19 protein-coding genes and 1 tRNA gene are annotated in these 22724 nt (G+C 58.7%); 12 read left to right on the top strand and 8 right to left on the bottom strand.

What is annotated here, in order from left to right; genetic code table 11:
• The 8 genes from BUE21_RS06690 to BUE21_RS06725 all read left to right on the top strand — a co-directional run.
• A partial coding sequence (locus BUE21_RS06690) for an integrase core domain-containing protein (protein WP_234971076.1) occupies nucleotides 1-327 on the top strand: 327 nt, incomplete at its 5' end.
• A gap of 21 nt (nucleotides 328-348) precedes the next feature.
• Nucleotides 349-750, top strand: coding sequence for a PilV family protein (locus BUE21_RS15180; RefSeq protein WP_073355924.1), 402 nt, complete (start codon nucleotides 349-351; stop codon nucleotides 748-750).
• Nucleotides 747-1541, top strand: a complete 795-nt coding sequence (locus tag BUE21_RS06700; protein WP_073355925.1) for a PulJ/GspJ family protein — start codon at nucleotides 747-749, stop codon at nucleotides 1539-1541. Before BUE21_RS15180 ends, BUE21_RS06700 begins: the two co-directional genes overlap by 4 nt.
• Nucleotides 1542-1563: 22 nt before the next feature.
• Nucleotides 1564-2457 (top strand): pilus assembly PilX family protein, encoded by an 894-nt coding sequence (locus tag BUE21_RS14685; protein WP_073355926.1) that lies wholly within the window; start codon nucleotides 1564-1566, stop codon nucleotides 2455-2457.
• A 73-nt stretch (nucleotides 2458-2530) separates the two neighbouring features.
• Nucleotides 2531-5983: a PilC/PilY family type IV pilus protein gene (locus BUE21_RS14180; protein ID WP_159435819.1), complete on the top strand. Its 3453-nt coding sequence runs from the start codon at nucleotides 2531-2533 to the stop codon at nucleotides 5981-5983.
• Entirely contained in the window at nucleotides 5983-6429 is a 447-nt protein-coding gene (locus BUE21_RS06715) for a type IV pilin protein (RefSeq protein WP_327068578.1), read from the top strand. The genes BUE21_RS14180 and BUE21_RS06715 overlap by 1 nt, the downstream gene beginning before the upstream one ends.
• Before the next feature lie 285 nt (nucleotides 6430-6714).
• Entirely contained in the window at nucleotides 6715-10737 is a 4023-nt protein-coding gene (purL, locus tag BUE21_RS06720) for a phosphoribosylformylglycinamidine synthase (protein WP_073355984.1), read from the top strand.
• A 133-nt stretch (nucleotides 10738-10870) separates the two neighbouring features.
• Nucleotides 10871-10955 (top strand) — tRNA-Leu (locus BUE21_RS06725).
• A 141-nt stretch (nucleotides 10956-11096) separates the two neighbouring features.
• Here the strand turns inward: BUE21_RS06725 and recQ are convergent.
• The 3 genes from recQ to BUE21_RS06740 form a co-directional block, all read right to left on the bottom strand.
• Nucleotides 11097-13004 (bottom strand): DNA helicase RecQ, encoded by a 1908-nt coding sequence (gene recQ, locus BUE21_RS06730; RefSeq protein ID WP_073355929.1) that lies wholly within the window; start codon nucleotides 13002-13004, stop codon nucleotides 11097-11099.
• Nucleotides 13005-13126: 122 nt separating this feature from the next.
• Nucleotides 13127-13450: a BON domain-containing protein gene (locus BUE21_RS06735; RefSeq protein WP_073355985.1), complete on the bottom strand. Its 324-nt coding sequence runs from the start codon at nucleotides 13448-13450 to the stop codon at nucleotides 13127-13129.
• Nucleotides 13451-13600: 150 nt separating this feature from the next.
• Nucleotides 13601-14083, bottom strand: a complete 483-nt coding sequence (locus BUE21_RS06740) for a hypothetical protein (protein WP_234971077.1) — start codon at nucleotides 14081-14083, stop codon at nucleotides 13601-13603.
• A 539-nt stretch (nucleotides 14084-14622) separates the two neighbouring features.
• On the opposite strand from BUE21_RS06740, the gene BUE21_RS06745 reads away from it, so the two are divergent.
• The 4 genes from BUE21_RS06745 to BUE21_RS06760 all read left to right on the top strand — a co-directional run bounded on the left by BUE21_RS06745 (nucleotide 14623) and on the right by BUE21_RS06760 (nucleotide 17837).
• Entirely contained in the window at nucleotides 14623-15624 is a 1002-nt protein-coding gene (locus BUE21_RS06745) for an ABC transporter substrate-binding protein (protein ID WP_073355930.1), read from the top strand.
• Between the two features lie 90 nt (nucleotides 15625-15714).
• Nucleotides 15715-16599, top strand: coding sequence for an ABC transporter permease (locus BUE21_RS06750; protein ID WP_073355931.1), 885 nt, complete (start codon nucleotides 15715-15717; stop codon nucleotides 16597-16599).
• A gap of 64 nt (nucleotides 16600-16663) precedes the next feature.
• The gene (locus BUE21_RS06755; protein WP_073355932.1) at nucleotides 16664-17458 is read left to right on the top strand and encodes an ABC transporter ATP-binding protein; all 795 of its coding nucleotides are present in this window, start codon (nucleotides 16664-16666) and stop codon (nucleotides 17456-17458) included.
• A gap of 106 nt (nucleotides 17459-17564) precedes the next feature.
• Nucleotides 17565-17837 carry a helix-turn-helix domain-containing protein gene (locus tag BUE21_RS06760; protein WP_073355933.1) on the top strand — a complete coding sequence of 91 codons (273 nt, stop codon included), beginning with the start codon at nucleotides 17565-17567 and terminating at the stop codon, nucleotides 17835-17837.
• A 19-nt stretch (nucleotides 17838-17856) separates the two neighbouring features.
• Here BUE21_RS06760 and mrdA read toward each other — a convergent pair whose 3' ends face one another.
• The 5 genes from mrdA to BUE21_RS06785 all read right to left on the bottom strand — a co-directional run bounded on the left by mrdA (nucleotide 17857) and on the right by BUE21_RS06785 (nucleotide 22598).
• Nucleotides 17857-19818 (bottom strand): penicillin-binding protein 2, encoded by a 1962-nt coding sequence (mrdA, locus tag BUE21_RS06765; RefSeq protein WP_073355934.1) that lies wholly within the window; start codon nucleotides 19816-19818, stop codon nucleotides 17857-17859.
• On the bottom strand, nucleotides 19815-20333 hold the full coding sequence (gene mreD, locus BUE21_RS06770) for a rod shape-determining protein MreD (RefSeq protein ID WP_073355935.1): 519 nt from the start codon (nucleotides 20331-20333) through the stop codon (nucleotides 19815-19817). The genes mrdA and mreD overlap by 4 nt, the downstream gene beginning before the upstream one ends.
• Nucleotides 20330-21250, bottom strand: coding sequence for a rod shape-determining protein MreC (mreC, locus tag BUE21_RS06775; protein ID WP_073355936.1), 921 nt, complete (start codon nucleotides 21248-21250; stop codon nucleotides 20330-20332). The genes mreD and mreC overlap by 4 nt, the downstream gene beginning before the upstream one ends.
• A 69-nt stretch (nucleotides 21251-21319) precedes the next feature.
• Nucleotides 21320-22360, bottom strand: a complete 1041-nt coding sequence (locus BUE21_RS06780; protein ID WP_073355937.1) for a rod shape-determining protein — start codon at nucleotides 22358-22360, stop codon at nucleotides 21320-21322.
• A gap of 13 nt (nucleotides 22361-22373) precedes the next feature.
• Nucleotides 22374-22598, bottom strand: coding sequence for a hypothetical protein (locus BUE21_RS06785; protein ID WP_073355938.1), 225 nt, complete (start codon nucleotides 22596-22598; stop codon nucleotides 22374-22376).
• Nucleotides 22599-22724 lie beyond the last annotated feature (126 nt).

Consider the following 22724-nt stretch of genomic DNA (forward strand, 5'->3'; position numbering starts at 1 on the left):
AGCTTGGCGTTTGGCCAGCGTTGCAAAGAAATGAAGGTAACGCCCTCCATGGGGACGGTGGGTGATGCCTACGACAACGCCATGGCTGAGAGCTTTTTTGCGAGTCTGGAATGTGAGTTGATTGACAGGAGAAGTTGGCCAACAAAGGCAGGAGCCAAGCGCGACATCTTTAGCTGGATCGAGGGCTGGTACAACCCGCACCGGCTGCATTCAGGCATCGGTTACCTGTCGCCTGTAGAGTTTGAAAAAAGGAGGAAAGGCAGCAAGAAATCTGTTTCCAAACCAACGCCAGAAATGGCCGATCCAGTGTTCTATACCCTCCGGTAATGTGGGGGAACTTCAACTTCAGTGCGCATCATCGAAGACCTGGCAGAGCGCATCAAAAGCAACCCCGGTGGCTTCGACCGCCTGAGCGACTACACGAATACAGCTTGGGCAGCCGTGCCGTCTGCACCATCCTCAGGCTGCGACACCAACAGTTGCACTGCCACCCAACTGGCCCAGTGGGATGCAAATCAGTGGTTCAGCCAGATATCTCAGCTCATCCCTGGTGGGCAGGCCCGTACCTTTCTCTCTGCGGACGAAGCCGTTGGCAACCGGCGGCAACTCGGTGTCATGCTGGCCTGGCCTTTGCAGCAGAGGGCGGTATCTGCATTTGGAACGCCTGAAAAGGTGACAACCGGAAGTGGGGCCAATGCTGTGGCTTGCCCCGATGAGCATATTTGCCACCTTCTCTACATTCAGCCATGACCGCTTGCCTGACTATCCACAACGCCGCAAAGCCCGTGCCTGCATCCGGTGGCCATCGCAGTGCCCAGGGTGGTTTCACCCTGCTGGAATTGCTGGTGGGCATGTTCATCGGCCTCATCATCACCGGGGTTGCGCTGGGCACCCTCATGCTCACCCGCGCCACCAGCAGCACCATCAGCGAAGTTGCCCAGCTCCAGCAACAGGCCGCCTATGCCCTGCAAATCATGGGCAACCACATCCGGCAAACCGGTTCCTACGAACTGCAACCGGCATTGAACAGCACCACAGCCTTCACCTTCACCGACTATCCGACGGGATTCACACGCTTTGGTGGAAGCAACGGCACTGGCTCCAAGCCCGATACCTTCACCATTGGCACACAAACCCCGATTGCAGGAGTACGCGACTGCAAGGGGGCGGAAGTTACTGCCACAGCGTATACCACCATCTTCAGCCTCACTAAGGCAGATGGTAATTTACGGTGCAACAGCAGTGTCAAGAACGAAGCACAAGCAATCATCGAAAACGTCACCGACTTTCAGGTCTGGTACCGCAATTACGAGATTGACGCAGTAGGCAACTACAGCTTCCAACGGCAAGAAGCCCCCCGCCCACTCACGGCCACCCGGGGCGTGGCCGCCATTGAAATCTGCCTTGAACTGACAGGCAGCGAAAAATTGCCGAAAACCGACACCAAGTACACCAACTGCCAGGGGGAAGAAAAGGAAATTGGCGAAAACCTGCGGCGTGTCTTCCGCAACGTGTACAGCGTTCGCGTCACTGCCTTCTGACCTTCCATAAAAAACCGCGCCCATGCAGACCATGCCCGCCACCGACCCCACCCGTTGCCAGCCAGCCTTCAGCCCTTGCAGGCCATGCACATTCGCACCGGCACAGCAAGGCATTGTGCTGTTCATCGTCATGATTGTTGTGCTCATCACCAGCCTGCTGGTCATCTGGGCATCGCGCAGTTCCTTCTTCAACGAAATTGTCACCGGCAATGAAGCCGACTACCAGCGCGCCTTCGAGGCCGCTCAGGCCATGCTGCGCGATGCCGAACTGGACATCATGGAAACCCGCACCGATGGCACTGCCATTGCGCGTTGCGGTGAACCGAATGCGTTGCCATCGTGCCGCCCCAAAGCATTGCCTGCCAACTTTGTCAGCAAAGGGGCGAATGAAGATAAAAGAGCCTATTTCCCTTCCAGCTACAGCCTGGATGATGATGACGGTGGCGACCTGATGGTGCTGGAAGGCTTGTTGGCTGATTTCAAGTTCAGCAGCAAGGTGCGGGGTAACGAAGTCGGTTGTCTGGCGGCCATCTGCGTGGGCGGTATCACCCGCATTGATGACCCCGCCCCTGCCGATCCAGAAAAACCAGTTCTGAACCCGTTCTGGAGCAACGCCACACTGCTGGACGAGATGAAGAAAACTGCTGCCAGCTATGGCCAATACACCGGCGCAGAATCGGGAAGCTCTGCCAACCCCCTGTTGAGCGACCGTGCATGGTACTGGGTGGAGCCTTTGGTTTACCAGGCCAATCTGGCGCATGAAGCTGCCAGCCGCTTTGCACCGCGCGGCGGATATATCGGCAACACCCCCGGCATTGTTTACCGCATTACCGCCTATGCCGAAGGTCGAAAACCAGGCACGCGGGTGGTCTTGCAAAGCATTCATGTCAGGCAGGAACAGAAAACAGCCCAATGAATGGCAGGGTCTCTGCACCTGCGTTCGATTGCGCAGATTCCCGAATCACCGGAAAAATACAGGAACATTTGCCATGAAATACATCCAGTCCATTCCTTTTTCCCCAGGAATTATTTGCGTAGCGATTGCCGCTGCCATGACTCCCGGCCATGCCGATGAACTGAACCTCAGCTACGCACCAGCCACCAACACCCATAAGCCACCTGCGCCCAATGTGATTATTTCGGTGGATGATTCGGGGAGTATGGCAACTAAAGATGTAGGCAATAAAACCAGAATGAAAGTCTTGCAGGATGCATTGAATGAGACTTTTAAAGCTGAAAATGTACCGAATAACAGTATCCGCCTGGGCTGGATGAGTATGAATGCGAAAAATAGCAATGGTACTTTTCCAGGATCCTCGCCGACCATAAAAATTCTTGATAAAGCGGTTCGGGATGATTTTTTACAATGGATTAATGACCTGAAGGCAGAAGGAGGAACGCCTGCTCATCGCATGTTATATCGCGCTGGTGAATACTTGAAAAATAATACTGCTCCCTGGGCTACATACCCAAATGGAAGTATTCCAGTCGGTCAAACACAGCAATATCTTGGGTGCCGTCGATCATACAATGTATTCTTGACAGACGGTTCATGGAATTTTCCAGATATGGACAATGGCTCTAACTTAAATAAATATGGTCCAAGCTGGTTAAGGCAAGTCGCCAGTCTTGCAGACCTGGAATCTATAGGGAATGCCGATGGAAAAAATCAAACCTTCCCAGATGGGAAGTCATATAATTATTCATCCGATCAGGCAAGAATATACAGCGACAAATATGGTAAAACCAGTGCTACTGTATCATTCAGTGGTGCTTCTACTCCAATATCTACATGGGCTACCAATCGCATCAGTAAACCAACCACGTCCCGTGCCTATGAAGACCAAGAGGATATTTATGGATCCATTTATCAGTGCAATGAGGAAAGCAGAACAACGGGTTCTGGAAGGAATCGTAAAACCGAATATAGATGGACCTGCACAGAGCGAGTGCTAACATTTACAAGCTATCCAACCCTTTCGGATTTGGCATTTCATTATTGGGCTACAGACCTTCAGCCTCAAATTGCGGCGGCCAATGGTGGGAAATTCACCCTGAAACCACAAATCAGACACAGTGGATCAGAGACGATTACTGTATCTGGCAAAACATTGTCTTTGCAGGAGTACTGGAACCCAAGAAACAACCCTGCAACATGGCCACATATGACCATGTTCACGGTAGGTTTTGGCCCTGGGGCTTCAATCAGTAAGCCCGATTTTGGTTCTGACACATGGACAGGTGGTGATTATAAAAATCTCTTGCTAGGTAGCTCAACAACGGCTGGTGATAAAAAATGGGGAGACCCTGAGCTTTCCATAAGCACCAGTGGTGGTCATGATGGGGTTGGTAGGCGCGCAGAGCTCTGGCATGCCGCCATCAATAGCCGGGGTACTTTTGTACCTGTATCCAAGGCAGAAGACCTTGTAGCCACGTTCAAAACCATCTTGAACCAGATCATTGCTGAAAATACCTTGCCAATGACATCAGTCACGCTGACAGCCAGCACGCTGCGGCGCGATTCCAATATGTTTGTCAGCAGCTACGAACCTTCCAACTGGACTGGATCGGTCACGGCCTATGCCGTGGAGGCAGAAACCGGCAATGTATCCAAAGAGCCTGTCTGGGATAGTGCGAAAAAAATGGACGCTATTTCAAATTACCATCAAATCAGAAAAGTTTTTTCTCATAATGGAGATGATGGAATTGTATTCGGCTGGGGTAATTTGAGCTCCATACAAAAAACCTTAATATCCAACAACAATCAAACATTGGGCGTGGAGAGAATTGATTTTATCAAGGGTAAAAAGGTCACCAATTATCGCCAGCGCAATTCCATTCATGGAGATATAGTCAATTCAAAGGCCTGGTACCACAATGGTGATGCTGCTTATCTGAGCAAAACAGGCAAGGAAAAAGACCTGAGTAAGCAGACGCGAAAAATCGTCTATGTTGGAGCCAACGATGGCATGCTCCATGCCTTCAATGCCAGTAACGGTGTGGAGGCGTTTGCCTATATTCCCCAAGGGCTTTACGCAAAGTTGCCGGAATTGACGAAAACCGATTACGTTCACCAATATTATGTGGATGGTTCGCCTTTTGTCTCGGAGGTCAAGATTGGGGCTGATTGGAAAGATTATCTGGTCGGTACGCTGGGTGCAGGTGGCAAGGGCTATTTCATTCTCGATGTCACCAATCCGGCCAGTTTTTCTGCCTCTGATGTGAAGTTGGATGTAACCGGTACTGCCGATGCCGATATTGGCTATATTTTCGGTGAGCCTACTGCCGACCAGGCCAGTCCCACCCGAGCCACACAATTGACCCAGTTGAACGATGGCCGCTGGGCTTTTGTCACTGGCAATGGCTATAACAGTACCAACCAAAATTCAGTGTTGCTCATTCAGTATCTGGATGGCACACTGAAAAAACTCACGGCTACGCCATCCAGCAAGGCTGTGGGTAATGGCCTTTCCGCACCACGCCTGATCGACCTTTCGGGTGATGGCATTCCCGATGTCGCCTATGCCGGGGATTTGAGCGGCAATCTCTGGAAGTTTGACCTGACTTGCGCACTGGATGGCAGTGGCAAGGCCAAGGAAGGCAATGCTTGCTCCAACGATTACAAAGTGGCATTCAGCGGGAAGCCGTTGTTCACGGCCAAGGACACGCTCAACCAGGCACAGCCCATTACCACGGCTCCGGCATTCATCCGGCACACTTCAGCACCGGGGCTGATACTCACCTTTGGCACGGGCCAGAACCTGACCAATGATGACCGCACCACCAACTACCAGCAGACTTTGTATGGCATTCACGACCGTACGGGCTGGACGGTATCTACCAGTGGCACGGTGTCATGGACGACACCGGAAAAGGATGATGCAGAGCGGGCCTATCAAACCAGTGAATATCCCATCAAGCACACGGAACTACAGACCATGAGCCTGACCCGGACGACCGAGGAAAACGATGATGGCGAACGGGTGGCAGCATGGAAGGTCACAGGTGAGGTGCCTTACTTCAACCAATCTTCCGGTTCTTCTACCTTCAAAAAAGGCTGGGCTTTGAACCTGCCGGTGAACAAGTCTCGGGTACTTGGCAATATCGAATGGGTGTCGGGTGAGTTGTTCCGTGTCCGGTTCATGGTTCCTGCCGAAGGGGGAGCAGGAGGCACCACCGACCTGATCGAAACCTGCGAAGCGGTGTACAGCGAGCGGGAAGATTATGTCGGGCTGTTCAATGCCATTTCCGGCAAGTCCTACAAGAGCAACAGCACGGATTATTTTGGTTTTGGTGAAGACCCGTCACAGGGCTTGTCCGTATTCCTCAGCACGGGAGATGGCGGCTTGAAATCCGTTACCCCACCGGGTGTGGAGAAGGGCGAAGATTTCGCAGCTCCTGGCATGATTGGCTTGAAACCCAACTGGCGGCAGGTGAATTGATGATGTATTGCACTTTATCAACAACCGGAAAACGCCAGCGTGGCTTCACGCTGATCGAGATCATGATTGTGGTGGCGATCATCGGCATTCTGGCGGCGATTGCTTTCCCCAACTACACCGAGTATGTGCGCAAGGGCCGCCGTGCCGAGGCACGCACGGCCTTGCTGAAAGTCTCCCAGTGGATGGAGCGGTCGTCTGTTTCCACAGGGTTGTATCCAAGCAGTTTGAATGGAGCACCCACGACCGTGGAATCTGGTGGGTACAGGATTGATTTTGCCAAGGATGGCGATGGAAAAGATTTGCGCGATGGCAGAAGTTACACCCTGCAAGCCACCCGCCAGAATGCCCAAACGGGGGATAAATGCGGCGATTACCGGCTGACGCATACTGGTGAGAGACAAATTGTCAATCAACAATCTGGTGTGACGGTAGGCCAGTGCTGGTAGTGTGTTGTGTAGCGCAGCCCCGGTAGGGCGGGAATAACCTTTTTATTGATCGTTCCTGCGCTCCTGCGTGGGAACGGGGTATCGGGACGCTCCAGCGTCCATGGCATGCCGCTGGAGCGGCGGGGAGGCGTTCCAGCGCGGGAGCGCAGGAACGATCACACCCTCCTTACAGCCTACTGCTTACAGCTAAAATGACGGTTTTATCCACCATGCCGTTGCCTGCCGTCGCCGATGCTGTCGTGTGCCGGGGCATGGTTTTCCCGGCTGCCATTTTCTGGACTGTCTGTGTCTCTTACCATCACCTTGCTGGAGGGCGGCAACGCCCTCAGTGCGTTCCGTGCGCAAAAGCTCCTGCCGCTGTTGCAGGCCGTTCACCCGAAGATCGAAGGCGTTGCCGCCCGCTACCTGCACCTGGTGGCGACCGAATCGGCTCCCGATGCCGCATTGTCTGCACAATTGGCCAGGCTGCTGGACTATGGCGAGCCGTTTGCTGCCAATGCGCAGGATGCGGCTGCCGTGGTGCTGGTCACGCCGCGCGTGGGCACGGTGAGTCCCTGGGCTTCCAAGGCCACCGATATTGCCCATAACTGCGCATTGGCGGTGCGGCGCATCGAGCGCGCCGTGGAGTATCGCATCCACCTGAAGAAGGGCCTGTTCGGCAAGACCGACACTTTGGATGCTGCGCAATGGCAACAGCTTGCCGCGCTGCTGCACGACCGCATGACCGAGTCCGCGCTGGCCAGCCGCGAGCAGGTGCAGGCCTTGTTCGATGCCCTGCTTGCCGCGCCCATCGAGACCGTGGATGTCCTCGGCGGTGGCCGTGCCGCGCTGGAAGCGAGCAACCGCGCCTGGGGGCTGGCACTGGCCGATGACGAAATCGACTATCTGGTGCAGGCATTCACGCAGTTGCAGCGCAACCCTACCGATGTGGAGCTGATGATGTTCGCGCAGGCCAACAGCGAACACTGCCGCCACAAGATTTTCAATGCCGATTTCACCATCGACGGAGCCAGGCAGGACAAGAGCCTGTTTGCGATGATTCGCAACACCCACCAGTTGCGCCCCGAGCACACGGTGGTGGCATATTCCGACAACGCCTCGGTCATGGAAGGCCACCGCATCGAACGCTTTGCGGCGCGTGCCACGGCCACCCAAAATCCGCGCCATTACAGCCGTGACGAGGCCCTGCACCATATTCTGATGAAGGTGGAAACGCACAACCACCCCACGGCCATTTCGCCGTTCCCCGGTGCATCGACGGGCGCGGGCGGAGAAATCCGTGACGAAGGTGCGACCGGGCGCGGCTCCAAACCCAAGGCCGGGCTGACGGGCTTCACCGTTTCCAGGCTGTGGGATGGTCTTTCCGACCAGATCGGCGGCAAGCCCGAACACATTGCCAGTCCGTTGCAAATCATGATCGAGGGGCCTCTGGGCGGCGCGGCTTTCAACAACGAGTTTGGCCGTCCCAACCTGATCGGCTATTTCCGCGAGTACGAGCAGGAAGTGGCCGGGGTGCAGCGCGGTTTCCACAAGCCCATCATGATTGCGGGCGGTCTGGGGCAGATCGATGCCACGCAGACGCAGAAGATCGAATTTCCGGCAGGTACGTTGCTGATTCAACTGGGCGGCCCCGGCATGCGCATCGGCATGGGCGGTGGCGCGGCTTCCTCGCTGGCCACCGGCACGAATGCGGCCAATCTGGACTTTGATTCGGTGCAGCGCGGCAACCCGGAAATCGAACGCCGGGCGCAGGAGGTCATCAACCAGTGCTGGCAGCAAGGCACTGCAAACCCGATTCTGGCCATCCACGATGTGGGCGCGGGCGGTCTCTCCAACGCCTTCCCGGAACTGACCAACGATGCAGGCCGGGGTGCGCGCTTCGATCTGCGCAAAGTGCCGCTGGAGGAATCCGGCCTGTCGCCCAGGGAAATCTGGAGCAACGAAAGCCAGGAACGCTATGTGCTGGCGATTGTGCCCGAGTCGCTGGAGAATTTCCAGACCTTGTGCGAGCGCGAGCGTTGCCCGTTCGCCGTCATTGGGGTGGCCACCGAAGAACGCCACCTCGAACTGGTGGACGGTCAGAACCCGCAGGCTCCCCAACCCGTCGATATGCCCATGAACGTGCTGCTGGGCAAGCCGCCCAAAATGCACCGCGACGTACAGACCGTGCAGCGCGAGGTGCCGCCGCTGGACGTGGACGGTGTGGATTTGCAGCAAAGCATCATCCAAGTTTTGAGCCACCCGACTGTGGCCAGCAAGCGTTTTCTGATTACGATTGGCGACCGCGCCGTGGGCGGGCTGACGCACCGTGACCAGATGGTGGGGCCGTGGCAGGTTCCGGTGGCGGACGTGGCGGTGACGCTGGCCGACTACCAGGGGCTGGCAGGCGAGGCCATGAGCATGGGCGAGCGCAGCCCGATTGCTGCCATCAACGCGCCCGCATCGGGGCGCATGGCGATTGCCGAGTCCATCACCAACCTGCTGGCCGCGCCCATCGAACTGGGGCGGGTCAAGCTATCGGCCAACTGGATGGCGGCCACCGGCGAGCCGGGCGAGGACGCTGACCTGTACCGCACGGTGCAGGCCGTGGGCATGGAGCTGTGCCCTGCACTGGGCGTATCCATTCCGGTGGGCAAGGACAGCCTGTCGATGCGCAGCGTCTGGCAGCACGAGGGCGAGGCGAAGAAAGTGACATCACCCGTCACCTTGATCGCCACCGCCTTCTGCACCCTGGCGGATGTACGCGGCACACTCACTGCGCAACTCGACCGCAACGAAGTGGACAGCACGCTTATTCTGATCGACTTGGGCAAGGGCCAGCACCGCATGGGCGGCTCCATGCTGGCACAGATCCTGGGGCAGGGCGGTGGCGACACCCCCGATCTGGACGATGCGCAAGACCTCATCCACCTTGTCAATGCCGTCAATCAGCTGCGCAGTGAAGGCCGCATTCTGGCCTACCACGACCGCAGTGACGGTGGCTTGCTGGCGACTGTGGCCGAAATGGCCTTTGCCGGACAGGTGGGCGTGGCCCTGAACATCGACATGCTGATTACCGAAGGCGATGGCATCAGCGACAGCCGTGCCGAGTATGGCGATGCCAAGAACTGGGCGCAGCAAATCAGCGCACGGCGCGAGGAGCTGACCCTGCGTGCCCTGTTCAACGAGGAGCTGGGCGTGGTGCTGCAAGTGCGCACCAGCGAACGCAACGACATCATGCAGATTCTGCGCGAGCATGGCCTGGCCAAGTGCAGTCACTTCATCGGCAAGACCCGCCCGCAGCACGCGCCGCTGGACGTGGGCAAAGGCCAGTTGCAAATCTGGCGAGACACCAAGAATGTCTTCAGTGCCGACCTGTTCGACCTGTTCCAGGTTTGGGACAGCGTGAGCTGGAAAATTGCGCGTGAGCGCGACAACCCGGAATGCGCCGACCAGGAACACGCCGCAGCCGGTCTGCCCGATGACCCCGGCCTGCACGTTCACCTCACGTTCGATGCGGCAGAGGACGTGGCCGCACCGTTCATCGGCAAGGCCAGGCCCAAGGTAGCCATCTTGCGCGAGCAGGGCGTGAACTCGCATGTGGAAATGGCTTACGCCTTCAGCGAGGCCGGTTTCGATGCCGTGGATGTGCACATGAGCGATCTGCAAAGTGGCCGCGAACAACTGGCCGATTTCAAGGGCATCGTGGCCTGTGGCGGCTTCAGCTACGGTGACACGCTGGGCGCAGGCGTGGGCTGGGCGCGTTCCATCACATTCAACCCGCGCCTGTCGGACGCATTCCAGCAGTTCTTCGCTCGCACCGACACATTTGGGCTGGGCGTGTGCAACGGCTGCCAGATGTTCGCCGAACTCGCTTCCATCATCCCCGGTGCGCAGCACTGGCCACGCTTCACCACCAACCGCAGCGAACGCTTCGAGGCGCGGCTGTCGCTGGTGGAAGTGCTGGAGTCGCCCAGCCTGTTCCTGCAAGGCATGGCGGGCAGCCGCCTGCCGATTGCGGTGGCGCATGGCGAAGGTTTGGCCAACTTCGGCCGTCAGGGCGATGCGGGCGAGGTGCTGGCGGCACTGCGCTACGTCGATCACCACGGCCAGCCCACCGAGCAATACCCGCTCAACCCCAATGGCAGCGCAGCTGGCCTGACCGGCGTGACCACTGCCGATGGCCGCTTCACGGCCATGATGCCGCACCCGGAGCGCGTGTTCCGCAATGTGCAGATGAGCTGGACGGATTGGGCCGCCACCGGTGGCGTGGAAGCGAAAAGCCCGTGGATGCGCATCTGGCGCAACGCCCGCAAATGGGTGGGGTGAACATGGCAAATATGCTGGATTTTTTGCACTAAACGGGCCAGAAACAGCAAAACCTGTCTGAATTTTCCTTCAAAATGGAAAATCCACGCTAGAATGCTGTTTTATTCAGAGCGAAAAAACTGAATCATAAAAAGCCGTCGTGGTGAAATTGGTAGACACGCTATCTTGAGGGGGTAGTGGCGAAAGCTGTGCGAGTTCGAGTCTCGCCGACGGCACCAAGTGACAATGTCAAGTTGTCCCAAAACATCCCAATAACCCGCTGTTTTCATAGGAGACAGCGGGTTTTTTGTTTTTCTGTCGTTGCCTTTTCAGCATGGCAGTGGCCCGAGATGGTGGTTCAACGGGCGCAGGAAGGAAACCTATGCACCTTCCGCATCGGCACGCTGGCACACGCGCAGGACTTCCTCTCCATACGCCATCAGTTTTTTCTGGCCGATGCCGCTGATCTGTGCCAGTGCCTCGGGCGTGGGCGGGTTGTGGTGAGCAATGTCGCGCAGGGTGGAGTCGTGGAAGATGACGAATGCGGGCAGATTGTGCTGCTGTGCCACCTTGCCGCGCCAGACTCTGAGCGCGTGAAAACGCTGGATGCTGGCGGCATCCAGATCGGCCAGGGCTGCGGTTTTGGCCAGACTGGCTTCTGCCGTGCGGCTCGCCGGGCTGCGGCGTGTTCGGGCTGGGCGTTCATGGGTGCGCAGGGTCAGGGTTTGCGCGCCTTGCAGTATGTCGCGTGATTGCGGGGTCATTTGCAGCGTGTTGAATGCCGATGCGTCGGTGCGCAACGCACCCATTGCCAGCAGTTGCCGTACCACACTGCGCCACTGAATCTCGCTCAGGTCGCTGCCGATGCCAAAGGTGCTGAGCGTTTCGTGCCCGAACTGTGCCATCTTGTCGGTGGATTTGCCGCGCAGAATATCGATCAGGTGGCCTGCACCAAAAGTAATGCCGCTCATTTTCTGCACCCGGTAAATGCAGCTCAGCAGTTTCTGGGCGGCTTGCGTGGCATCCCAGGTACTGGGTGGGTGCAGGCAGTTGTCACAGTTGCCGCAAGGCTCGGAGGCTTCGCCGAAGTAGGCCAGCAGTCGCTGGCGACGGCAGTCGGCAGCTTCGGCCAGTGCCAGCAGGGCATCGAGTTTGCCACGCATGACCTGCTTGTAGTCCTCGCTGGCCGGGCTTTCGTCAATCATGCGCCGCTGGTTGATGACATCGGCCAGCCCATAGGCCATCCACGCATCGGCGGCTTCGCCATCGCGCCCGGCGCGGCCGGTTTCCTGGTAATAGCCTTCGATGTTCTTGGGCAAGTCCAGATGGGCAACAAAGCGCACATCGGGCTTGTCGATGCCCATGCCGAAGGCAATCGTGGCGGTCATGACCAGACCATCTTCGCGCAGAAAGCGTTCCTGGTGCTGTTGGCGCGTGGCGGCGGGCAGACCGGCGTGGTAAGGCAGGGCATCGATGCCCTGCATGCACAGCCATTCGGCGGTGTCTTCCACCTTTTTGCGGCTCTGGCAATAGATGATGCCCGCCTCTCCCTCGTGTTCCTGGCCGATGAATTGCAGCAATTGCTTGCGAGCGTCGTTTTTCTCAACGATCTGGTAGCGGATGTTGGGGCGGTCAAAGCTGCTGACAAACAGCCGTGCTTCCTGCAAATGCAGGCGTTCGATGATGTCGGCGCGGGTCAGAGCATCGGCCGTGGCGGTCAGCGCAATGCGCGGTACGCTGTGATAGCGTTGGTGCAGCAGCGTGAGCTGGCGGTATTCGGGGCGGAAGTCGTGGCCCCACTGGCTGACGCAATGCGCCTCGTCAATCGCAAACAGGGCCAGCCGGTTCTGCGCGTACAGATCGTCGAGCAGTTCCAGAAACCGGGCGGTGTTCACCCGCTCGGGCGCGGCATACAGCAGGCAGGTATCGCCCTGGCGCACGCGCCGCTCCACGGCACGGGTTTCATCGAGATTCTGCGAGGAGTTGAGGAAGTCGGCGGCCACGCCCACTTCGTGCAGGGCGCGTACCTGGTCGTGCATCAGTGCGATCAGGGGCGAGATCACCAGCGTGATGCCGCCGCTTTGCTGCTGGCGCACGAGAGCCGGAATCTGGTAGCACAGGGATTTGCCGCCCCCGGTGGGCATGAGCACCAGTGCGTCGTCACCGGCGATCACATGGTTCACGATGTCCTGTTGCAGCCCCCGAAAGCGCGGGTAGCCGAAGGTTTCTTGCAGAACGCGCGTGGCTGCATCGGCAGAGGAGAACACCGTGAAGAACTTTCTGAGCATGGGGAGGTGATGCCATTGCGCAGGCGGACTGCGCGAAAAAAATCACACCGGCAATGGCAAGCCGGTGTGACAGAGATGTCTGCACAGACCGGTATTTTGCATTCACCCCGGTCAGGCAAGAATTATGGACGCACGACGATGTTGTTCTTCACCTTGCGCACGTTCGAGACTTCGGCAGCGATTTCAGCGGCGCGGGCTTTTTCGGCATTCGATTTGGCAAAGCCCGAGAGCTGCACTTCGCCGTTGAGCGTTTCCACATTGATGGCAATCGCCGAAGTGGCGGGGTTGTCCAGCAGGCGGGCCTTGACGGCGGTGGTGATGGCCGCATCGTCGATGTAGGAGCCTACCGTTTGCTGGTCGCGTGCCACAGCGCAGCCGGTGGCCGTCACGGCGGTAATGCCCAGTGCACAAGCCAGGGTCACGGCCTGAAAAATTCTGGTTTTCATCATTTATCTCCATCGTTGTGGTTGATATGCGTGCAGGGCATCCGCCAGGTGGGCCGGTGAATGCTTGCTGCACGATGCCGTGCATGGCAAAGCCATGCAACTGGTCATTCTGAACAAGGGTTGTGCCAATCCGATCTGTCTGGCGGCGTATCAGCGACGTCCGCCGCGATTGAGCAGCAGGGCCACGAAGGCACCGGCAGCAGCGGCCAGCAACAGGGCCTTGCCGGGTTTTTCCTGTACATAGCGGTGGGTGGCATCACTGACTTCCACCACTTTCTGGCGGGTACGCTCACTGGCATCGGCTGCCAGGTTGATGCTTTTGGTGGCCAGGTCCAGGGCCTTGTGGGCCAGTTCGTCGATGGCAGGGTCGGCGTGGTTGTGCAGCGACTGGATGGCCTGCTCGGCCTTTTCCAAGCCCGAATTGGCGGCTCTGCGGGTGCTGCCGATGGCCGCTTCGGCACTGCTCAGGGCTTTTTCTGTCACGCTGTGAGCGACGCCGGCGGCCTTGTCCAGACCTTTTTCGAGTTTGTCCACACCGGCAGAAACCGCATCGTGTGCTTTTTGCTCTGCGTCCTGTACGACTTCCTCGACTGCGTTTTCCAGTTTTTCGGCTTTTTCGGATACGGATGCCATCGTTTTACTCCTCTGAAATAGTATGTGACAACACAAGGCCATTGCCTCAAGAGAATGGCAGCTCTGGTACAGCGTTCGATGCGAACAGTCCGTGCCTGATAGAGCCTGCTGGTGATTTTTATCAGATTTGGGGCTGATATGCGACTTTACAGTGCAATAAACCCTAAAAACAGGAATTCTGCCATGCGATTCGCTCCAGCCCTTGAGATATGCCCCCTGAGGGAGTTCAACTCTCTGTAAAATCCAGCGCAGGACTGCGATAACCAAGCAGTTCTGCCATTTCGATCAATTTTGGCCGCCGGACTGGCGGTGTCAGCCCGTGGAGAAGCTGTAAGTCCTGTGTCTTTTTGAGGCATCGGCTGGGTTCTGTGAAACGGGAATCTCCTGCCTTTAGGCAGGAGAGGATGTCAAGCAATTGCCACAAATTGGGGAAAGCAAGCCCTGTGCAGGGGGCGAAATCAGGTACGATTTGTGCTTGCACGTGTGCAGTCTTGAGGCTGCACCACCCACTTCCTGTACTGTCCCCCAAGGAGAAACACATGTCCCCCCAAACGACTGGCATTGGCCGCCGTCCTTTTGTTGTGAAAAGCCTGGCTGCGGCGGCGTTGCTCGCTGGCATGGTGGCCGGTTCGGCCGCCTGGGCGCAGAAAACCCCTTCGGTGGCGGTGACGGCCATCGTGGAGCATCCTGCCCTGAATTCGGTGCGCGATGGTGTGAAAGAAGGACTGGAAGCGGCTGGCTTCAAGGAAGGTGAAAACCTGAAATGGGAGTTCCAGAGCGCGCAGGGCAACCCTGGCACTGCCGCCACCATTGCCCGCAAGTTCATCGGTGACAAGTCCGATGTGATCGTGGCGATTGCCACTCCTTCGGCCCAGGCCGTGGTGGCCGCGACCAAGGACATTCCCACCGTGTATTCGGCAGTGACCGATCCGGTGGCCGCGCAACTGGTGAAGGACTGGAAGGCTTCCGGCACGAATGTCACAGGGGTTTCCGATTTGCTGGAGCTGGAAAAGCAACTGAACCTGATTCTGCAGATCGTGCCCGATGCCAAGCGTGTGGGCATGGTGTACAACCCCGGTGAAGCCAATTCGGTGGTGGTGGTCGAGGGGCTGAAAAAGCTGCTCGCCAGCAAGGGACTGCAACTGGTGGAGGCCACTGCACCGCGTACCGTGGACATCACCGCAGCCGCCCGCAATCTGGTGGGCAAGGTCGATGCCATCTATACGAACACCGACAACAATGTGGTGTCTGCCTACGAAGCCCTGGTGAAGGTGGCCAACGATGCGAAGATTCCGCTGATCGCCTCGGATACCGACAGTGTCAAGCGCGGCGCGATTGCTGCCGTGGGCATCGATTACCGCGATCTGGGGCGGCAGACCGGTGCCATCGTTGCGCGCATTCTCAAGGGTGAAAAGGCGGGCGATATTCCCTCGGAAACCACCCAGAACCTGCAATTGTTCGTCAATCCCAAGGCCGCAGCGGCCCAGGGTGTGACGCTCAGCGAAGCATTCATCCAGTCGGCCACTGAGGTGATCAAGTAATCCGGTAGCCGACTTTTTCTGGCCATTGCAGCACCGGTCGATGCGGGCGGTGCGCATGGCCTTTTTTGATTTTTCGTCCGCAGCAAAACGATGACGTTCTACTCTTTCATGGGGGCCATGGAAATCGGGCTGATTTTTGGCCTGGTCGCTCTGGGCGTACTGATTTCCTTCAGAATCCTGAATTTCCCCGATTTGACCGTGGATGGCTCCTTTCCGCTCGGTGGAGCGGTGGCGGCCACGCTGATTGCCACAGGGGTCAATCCCTTCATTGCCACCGCCGTGGCCACGGCAGCGGGTGCGCTGGCCGGTGTGCTGACCGGATGGCTCAACGTCAGCCTGAAAATCATGGATTTGCTGGCGGGCATTCTGGTGATGACCGCGCTTTACTCCATCAACCTGCGCATCATGGGCAAGCCCAATGTGCCGCTGATTTTCGAGCCGACGGTTTTTTCCGTGCTCATGCCCGGCAGTCTTCCGGATTACATCGAAAAACCTTTGATTCTGCTGGTGATCGTGGTGATTGCCAAGTGGCTGCTGGACTGGTATTTCAGCTCCGAAAGCGGGCTGGCGATGCGTGCCACCGGGGCCAACCCGCGCATGGCACGCGCCCAGGGCGTGGCCACGGGCTGGATGAAGCTGGTCGGGTTGGCCATCTCCAACGCGCTGGTGGCCCTGGGGGGCGCGCTGTTTGCACAAAGTCAGGGCGGAGCCGATATTTCGATGGGCATCGGTACGATCGTCATCGGCCTGGCTGCCGTCATCATTGGCGAGAATGTGCTGCCCTCGCGGCGCATCCTGTGGGCCACGCTGGCCGTGGTGGTGGGGGCGGTGCTGTACCGGCTGTTCATTGCCCTGGCCCTCAACAGCGAGTGGATTGGCCTTCAGTCGCAAGACCTGAACCTGATTTCCTCGGTGCTGGTGGTGCTGGTGCTGGTCGCGCCGGTGCTCAAACGCCGCCTCACGCCCAACCGATGACCCCCTGCGCCGACCGGCTGGTTTTTTCTCCAGCCGGTTCCGTTCCTGTTTCCCTGATGCCGCCATGCTCAAAGCCAGCCAACTGAAAATCACCTTCAACCCCGGAACGCCGATCGAGAATCCGGCCCTGCGTGGGGCCAGTCTGGAAATTCCCAGCGGTCAGTTTGTGTCGGTGATCGGCTCCAACGGGGCCGGCAAATCGACGTTCCTGAATGCCATTTCGGGGGACTTGCTGGTGGATTCCGGCTCGATTGAGGTCGATGGAGTCGATGTCACGCGCAAACATGCCTGGCAACGTGCCAATCTGGTGGCGCGGGTGTTTCAGGATCCGATGGCGGGAACCTGTGAGGCCCTGACCATCGAGGAGAACATGGCACTGGCGATGGCACGCGGGCGCAAACGTCGTTTTGCCTTCGCGCTGAACCGCCAGAACCGGGAGTTGTTCCGGGAAAAGCTGGCCATCCTGAACCTGGGGCTGGAAAAACGCCTGGCCGACCGCATTGGCCTGCTCTCCGGTGGCCAACGCCAGGCCGTGAGCCTGCTGATGGCCTCGCTGCAACCTTCGCGTATTCTGCTGCTGGATGAACACACTGCCGCGCTGGACCCCAAGACCGCCGCATTCGTGCTGGAGCTGACGCGCCGCATCGTGGAGCAGAACCAGCTCACCACCATGATGGTGACGCACAGCATGCGCCAGGCACTGGACTACGGCAGTCGCACCGTGATGCTGCACCAGGGCAAGGTGGTGCTGGATGTCAGCGGGGCAGAGCGCGCCCGCATGGATGTGACCGATCTATTGCAAATGTTCGAGAAGACCCGGGGGGAGCAGGTCAGCGACGACGCGCTGCTGCTGGGGTAAAACCCAGTGTGAGAAACACTGCTGCCGCGCAGCATTCGTGATATTTTGTCAAAACCGTGAATCAAAATCCGTCGATTTGCAGGTACCCCGTCACCATCATGAGGCAATGTCTGCAAAACCTTCTGCCCCCTCTCATCTGCCTGACAGCACCCAAGCCCGTGATATGCTGGCATTCTGGGTGCGCCTGCACCGCGTCCAGAAGGGCTGGTCGCAGGAGCGACTGGCACTGGAGTGCGAACTCGACAGAACGTACATTTCCGGGCTGGAGCGTTCCCGCTGGAATGTCTCGCTGGCCAATATCGAACGCATTGCCCAGGCTCTGGGCGTGGAGGTCTGGACGTTGCTGAAACCACCTTCGGTACAGGATCTGCCTGCCTGATGGCCTCTCTGGATGGGCCTCATTCGTTGCCGTTGTTGCGCAACTCCTGCACTGGCAGCACGATGTCTTCCACGCGCCGTGGCGCACCGATTGGAGCCGAAGCCTGTCCTCTTTGCAGTGCGGCGATGTCGGCTTCGCTGGGATACTGCCCCATCAGCCAGTAGTCGATGACGCGCCGTGCAATCGGTGCGGCATGGGTGGCTCCAAAACCGGCGTTCTCTACGATGACGGCCACCGCAATGCGTGGCTGGTCGGCGGGCGCGAACGCAATATAAAGCGAGTGGTCGCGTTGGTGCTCGGCCAGCTTGGCGGCGTTGTAGCGTTCCCGTTGGCCCACGGTGCTGGCCTGTGCCGTACCGGTTTTGCCGGCAGAGCGGTAGGCTGCACCGGCAAAGATGCGCCGCGACGTACCTTCCAGCGTCACGCCCACCATGCCGTCGTGAATCACCTTGATGTGCTCGGGTGCGTAACCCAGCGGCACCGCAGTCGGCTGCGACAGTGGATGGGCCAGCTTGCTGACGGCATCGATGCGGCTTTGGCCAATGTGCGGGCGGTGGCTGGTGCCACCATTGGCGACCGTGGCGGTGGCCTGGGCGAGTTGCAGCATCGTGAAGCTGTTGTAGCCCTGGCCGATGCCCAGCGAAACCGTCTCACCCGGAATCCAGCGTTGGCGTGCCGGGTCACGGAAGGCGTTGCGCTTCCATTCCCGGCTGGGCAGGATGCCGCGTGCCTCACCCTGGATGTCGATGCCGGTGAGCTGGCCAAAGCCCAGTGGCTTCATGAAGTCGTGGATGGCATCCACGCCCATCTGGTAGGCCAGCGAGTAGTAGTACACGTTGCTGGACTTGACGATGCTGCGGCGCATGTTCACAGGCCCGATGGCATAGCCACCTCGGTAATTGTGGCCGCCCAGCGTCCACACGCCAGTGTCGCGGATGACGGTATGGGCTGTGCGCGCGCCTGTTTCCAGCGCGGCCAGTGCCATGAAGGGTTTGTAGGTGGAGCCAGGCGGATATGTGCCACGCAGGGCACGGTTGAACAACGGCCGGTCGGTGGATTCGTTCAGGGCCTGCCAGGTTTCGTGGTCGATGCCCTCTACGAACAGGTTCGGGTCGAAAGTCGGCATGCTGACCATGGCCAGAATCTCGCCGTTGTTGGGGTCGATGGCCACCAGCGCACCACGCCGCTGACCGTAGATTTCTTCCACCATGCGCTGGAGTTTGATGTCCAGTGTGAGCTGGATGCTGTCGCCACTGCGCGGCTCGGAACTGCCCAGGGTACGGATGGGGGTGCCGCCGGAGGATTTTTCCAGTTGCTCCACTCCGGCAATGCCATGCAGTTCGCGTTCGTAACTGACCTCGATGCCCTGCTTGCCGATGTGGGTGGTGCCCCGGTAATTGGCCTCGTCGGGGCTGTCCTTGAGTTCTTCCTGTTCTTTCTGGTTGATGCGGCCAATATAGCCAATCGCATGGCTGGCCGTGCTGCCCATCGGGTAGGTGCGAAACAACCGCGCTTCCACTTGAACCCCCGGAAAACGGAACTGCTGTGCGGCAAAACGCGCCACTTCCTCGTCACTCAGTTGCACCCGGATCGGCACGGAGTCGTAACGGCCCAGTTCCGAGCGGGCACGCTCGAAGCGGCGGCGGTGAATGGGCTGGATATCGACGATTTTCGCCAGTTCCTGAATCGTCTGTTCCAGATTGGGAACCCGTGCCGGGGTGATCTCCAGTGTGTAGGCTGAATAGTTGGTGGCCAGCAGCACCCCGTTGCGATCCACGATATGCCCCCGGTATGGCACGATGGGAACGACAGCCGTGCGGTTGGACTCGGCCCGCAGGGCGTAATCATCATGGCGCACCACCTGAAGGTAGTACATGCGCCAGGCCAGCAGACCGAACCCCAGCAGCACCACCACGGCCATCACCCATGCCCTGTGCCGGAAACGCCGCATCTCCAGGCGTGAGTCGTCCAGCTCGGTCATAGGCGGCGGATCTGGTCGTAGTCACGCCCCTGCATTTGCGGCAACAGCAGTGCCAGTCGCAGCAGCGGCCAGACCAGGGTTTGCAGCAATGGTACCCACAGCACCTGCATGGGCGGCACGACCTGCGTGTGCAGGTAGCCGGGGATGAACAGCAGCAGTTGCAGCAACATGAACAGCGGCCACAGGTATACGGCCTGAATCACGCCACTGTTGTGCCAGAGCAGGTGATTGCGCGCCTGCTGGGCCAGGAACATGCAGACGGCATAGGCCAGTGCGTGTTGCCCCAGCAGGCTGGCGGCCTGCACGTCCATCAGCACACCGAAGCCAAAAGCCGCTGCCAGACCGATGCGGCGCGGCTGGTGGATGCCCCAGAACAGCAGCACCATCAGCAACAGATCGGGTGCCCAGGTGCGCAGCCCCAGCGGCATCAGTTCGCTACAGAATGCGAGCCAGACCGTGCCCCAGATGAAACCGGAGCGTGCCGGTTGCAGTTCCTGCTCTCCACGGAACGTCATGGTGCACCGACCTTTCGTGCCGCAGGGCCTGTGGCGGTGTCTTCTGCGTCCGTTTCTTCGTGTTCAGGTGACAGCCCGGTGGGGGTGACCACCAGCACATGGCGCACCCGCGAGACTTGTGCCGAGGGCTGCACGGCAATGCGCAGGAACGGCGCGTCGTGCTGGGCATCCACCTGTGCCACCACGCCCACGGGCAGACCGGCAGGATAGTAACCGTCGATGCCGCTGGTCACCAGCAGGTCGCCCTGCTGCATATCGGTTCCCACCGGAACATAGCGCACCTCCATGCCACCGCTGGGGCGGGCCACGGCCTCGCCAAAGGCCAGCATGCGCAGGCCGGTGCGGGTGTTCATGACCGGCACGGCATGCTGGCGATCCGAGACCAGACGCACCTCGCTGCTGTGCAGGTACACGCGCGTCACCTGACCCAGCACCCCATTGGCATCCAGCACGGGGGCACCTTCCTGTACGCCGTCACTGCGGCCCTTGTTGATCGTGAGGCGGTTGGTGTAGGGGTCAGGGGTTTCGTAGATGATTTCAGCGGTCAGCGTCACCGATGCCACGCGTTCGCGCAACCCCAGCAGCGCACGCAACTGGGTGTTTTCCATTTTCAGGAACTGCGCTTCGTGGGCGGTCTGGGCCAGGGCCAGCACCTGGGTCTGCACTTCGGCTTCCTGCTGCTGCATGGTCTTGACCTGTGCCACATATTGGCTGGCATGGCGGTGCAACAGCACAGGCTGCAACATCAGCCACTGCAAGGGGTAAATCGCCGTGGCAATCGCCTCGCGCACGGGCCGCACCACATGAAAGCGGCTGTCGGCCACCATCAGGAAAATGGCCAATGCCGCACACACCATCAGGCGGCTGGCAGGCGATGGGCCGTGTTCAAACAGCCGGGGCGTGGTTCTTTCAAACATCGCGCTCGATCAATGCCGTTGGTGCCAAGGCCTTCCCTGGAGCGCGGTGGTAATGGTGCCCAGTCGCGTTCATTCATCCGCAAGAATGCTGCCGTGCTGGTCGATGTGGTTCAGGGCCAGACCACAGCCACGCACCACGCAGGTCAGCGGATTTTCTGCCACCAGCACCGGCAGACCTGTTTCCTCGGCCAGCAGGCGATCAAGATCGCGCAACAGTGCGCCCCCACCGGTCAGCATCATGCCGCGTTCGGCAATGTCGGCTCCCAGCTCTGGGGGCATGCGTTCCGGGGCAGCTTTCACGGCAGCAACAATCTGCCCCAATGGCTCTGCCAGTGCCTCCAGCACCTCATTGCTGGAGATGGTAAAGCTGCGCGGAATGCCTTCGGTGATGTTGCGCCCCTTGACTTCCATCTCGCGCACCTCTCCGCCAGGGAAAGCCGAGCCGATGGTGGTCTTGATGAGTTCGGCCGTCGGGTCGCCAATCAGGATGCCGTAATTGCGGCGGATGTAATGGATGATGGCCTCGTCGAACTTGTCGCCTCCCACCCGCACGCTGCCCTTGTACACCATGCCGCCCAGCGAAATCACGCCCACTTCGGTGGTGCCACCGCCAATGTCCACGACCATGGAGCCATTGGCATCGGAGACGGGCAGGCCTGCGCCGAGTGCGGCGGCCATCGGCTCGTCGATCAGATAGACCCTGGAGGCACCGGCCTTCATGGCCGCATCCTTGATGGCACGGCGTTCCACCGGCGTGGAACCGCAGGGCACGCAGATGACGATGCGGGGAGATGTCATGAAGGAGCGGGTCGTGACCGTGCGGATGAAATGCTTGATCATCTGCTCGGTAATCACGAAGTCGGCAATCACCCCGTCCTTCATCGGGCGGATGGCCTCGATGTTGTCGGGTACACGCCCCAGCATGGCCTTGGCTTCGCGCCCCACCGCATGAATCACCTTCTTGCCATGCGCACCACCTTCATGCCGAATTGCCACTACCGATGGTTCATCCAGCACCACCCCCTTGTCGCGTGCAAAAATCAGGGTATTGGCAGTTCCGAGATCGATGGCCAGATCGGTGGAAAACAGACTGCGCAAAATTCCGATCATTTGAAAAACTCCCTCATGATTGCAAAAACTCTTCGTACACCATAGTTGGGAAATTCATTTCAACCGCACAAGCGCATTTACAGCCCAGATGCTGGTTTTCACCTGCCTGAAAAAACACGAACATGCGGGTTTTCGATTGATTTCCCAAAAGCGCAGATAATACCGCATCCGCTGAGAACAGCAGGATAATCGGGTCGGCCTGGCATCGTATCAGTGTGGAATATTTTCTTTGCATCATGCTTTGGAGACTTCTCTCAAATCATTGAATAAAAAGATTTTTTCCATTGCACCTTGTCTGCCGGCCACGCTTTTTCTGCCTTCTCGGCACTTCGTCTCGCATACACAACTGTTCCATCAGTTTCAC

This window comes from Lampropedia hyalina DSM 16112, assembly GCF_900129055.1.
GTDB classification, from domain to species: Bacteria; Pseudomonadota; Gammaproteobacteria; order Burkholderiales; family Burkholderiaceae_C; genus Lampropedia; species Lampropedia hyalina.

What these genes read in the sequence shown, in the direction of transcription:
- BUE21_RS14180 (WP_159435819.1), top strand. Translation starts at nt 2,531, where the DNA reads ATGAAATACATCCAGTCCATTCCTTTTTCCCCAGGAATTATTTGCGTA.
- BUE21_RS06700 (WP_073355925.1), top strand. Translation starts at nt 747, where the DNA reads ATGACCGCTTGCCTGACTATCCACAACGCCGCAAAGCCCGTGCCTGCA.
- recQ (WP_073355929.1), bottom strand. Translation starts at nt 13,004, where the DNA reads ATGCTCAGAAAGTTCTTCACGGTGTTCTCCTCTGCCGATGCAGCCACG.
- BUE21_RS06750 (WP_073355931.1), top strand. Translation starts at nt 15,715, where the DNA reads ATGACGTTCTACTCTTTCATGGGGGCCATGGAAATCGGGCTGATTTTT.
- BUE21_RS06745 (WP_073355930.1), top strand. Translation starts at nt 14,623, where the DNA reads ATGTCCCCCCAAACGACTGGCATTGGCCGCCGTCCTTTTGTTGTGAAA.
- mrdA (WP_073355934.1), bottom strand. Translation starts at nt 19,818, where the DNA reads ATGACCGAGCTGGACGACTCACGCCTGGAGATGCGGCGTTTCCGGCAC.
- BUE21_RS06760 (WP_073355933.1), top strand. Translation starts at nt 17,565, where the DNA reads ATGTCTGCAAAACCTTCTGCCCCCTCTCATCTGCCTGACAGCACCCAA.
- mreC (WP_073355936.1), bottom strand. Translation starts at nt 21,250, where the DNA reads ATGTTTGAAAGAACCACGCCCCGGCTGTTTGAACACGGCCCATCGCCT.
- BUE21_RS14685 (WP_073355926.1), top strand. Translation starts at nt 1,564, where the DNA reads ATGCAGACCATGCCCGCCACCGACCCCACCCGTTGCCAGCCAGCCTTC.
- BUE21_RS06785 (WP_073355938.1), bottom strand. Translation starts at nt 22,598, where the DNA reads ATGATGCAAAGAAAATATTCCACACTGATACGATGCCAGGCCGACCCG.
- BUE21_RS06715 (WP_327068578.1), top strand. Translation starts at nt 5,983, where the DNA reads ATGATGTATTGCACTTTATCAACAACCGGAAAACGCCAGCGTGGCTTC.
- BUE21_RS06755 (WP_073355932.1), top strand. Translation starts at nt 16,664, where the DNA reads ATGCTCAAAGCCAGCCAACTGAAAATCACCTTCAACCCCGGAACGCCG.
- mreD (WP_073355935.1), bottom strand. Translation starts at nt 20,333, where the DNA reads ATGACGTTCCGTGGAGAGCAGGAACTGCAACCGGCACGCTCCGGTTTC.
- BUE21_RS06735 (WP_073355985.1), bottom strand. Translation starts at nt 13,450, where the DNA reads ATGAAAACCAGAATTTTTCAGGCCGTGACCCTGGCTTGTGCACTGGGC.
- BUE21_RS06780 (WP_073355937.1), bottom strand. Translation starts at nt 22,360, where the DNA reads ATGATCGGAATTTTGCGCAGTCTGTTTTCCACCGATCTGGCCATCGAT.
- BUE21_RS06740 (WP_234971077.1), bottom strand. Translation starts at nt 14,083, where the DNA reads ATGGCATCCGTATCCGAAAAAGCCGAAAAACTGGAAAACGCAGTCGAG.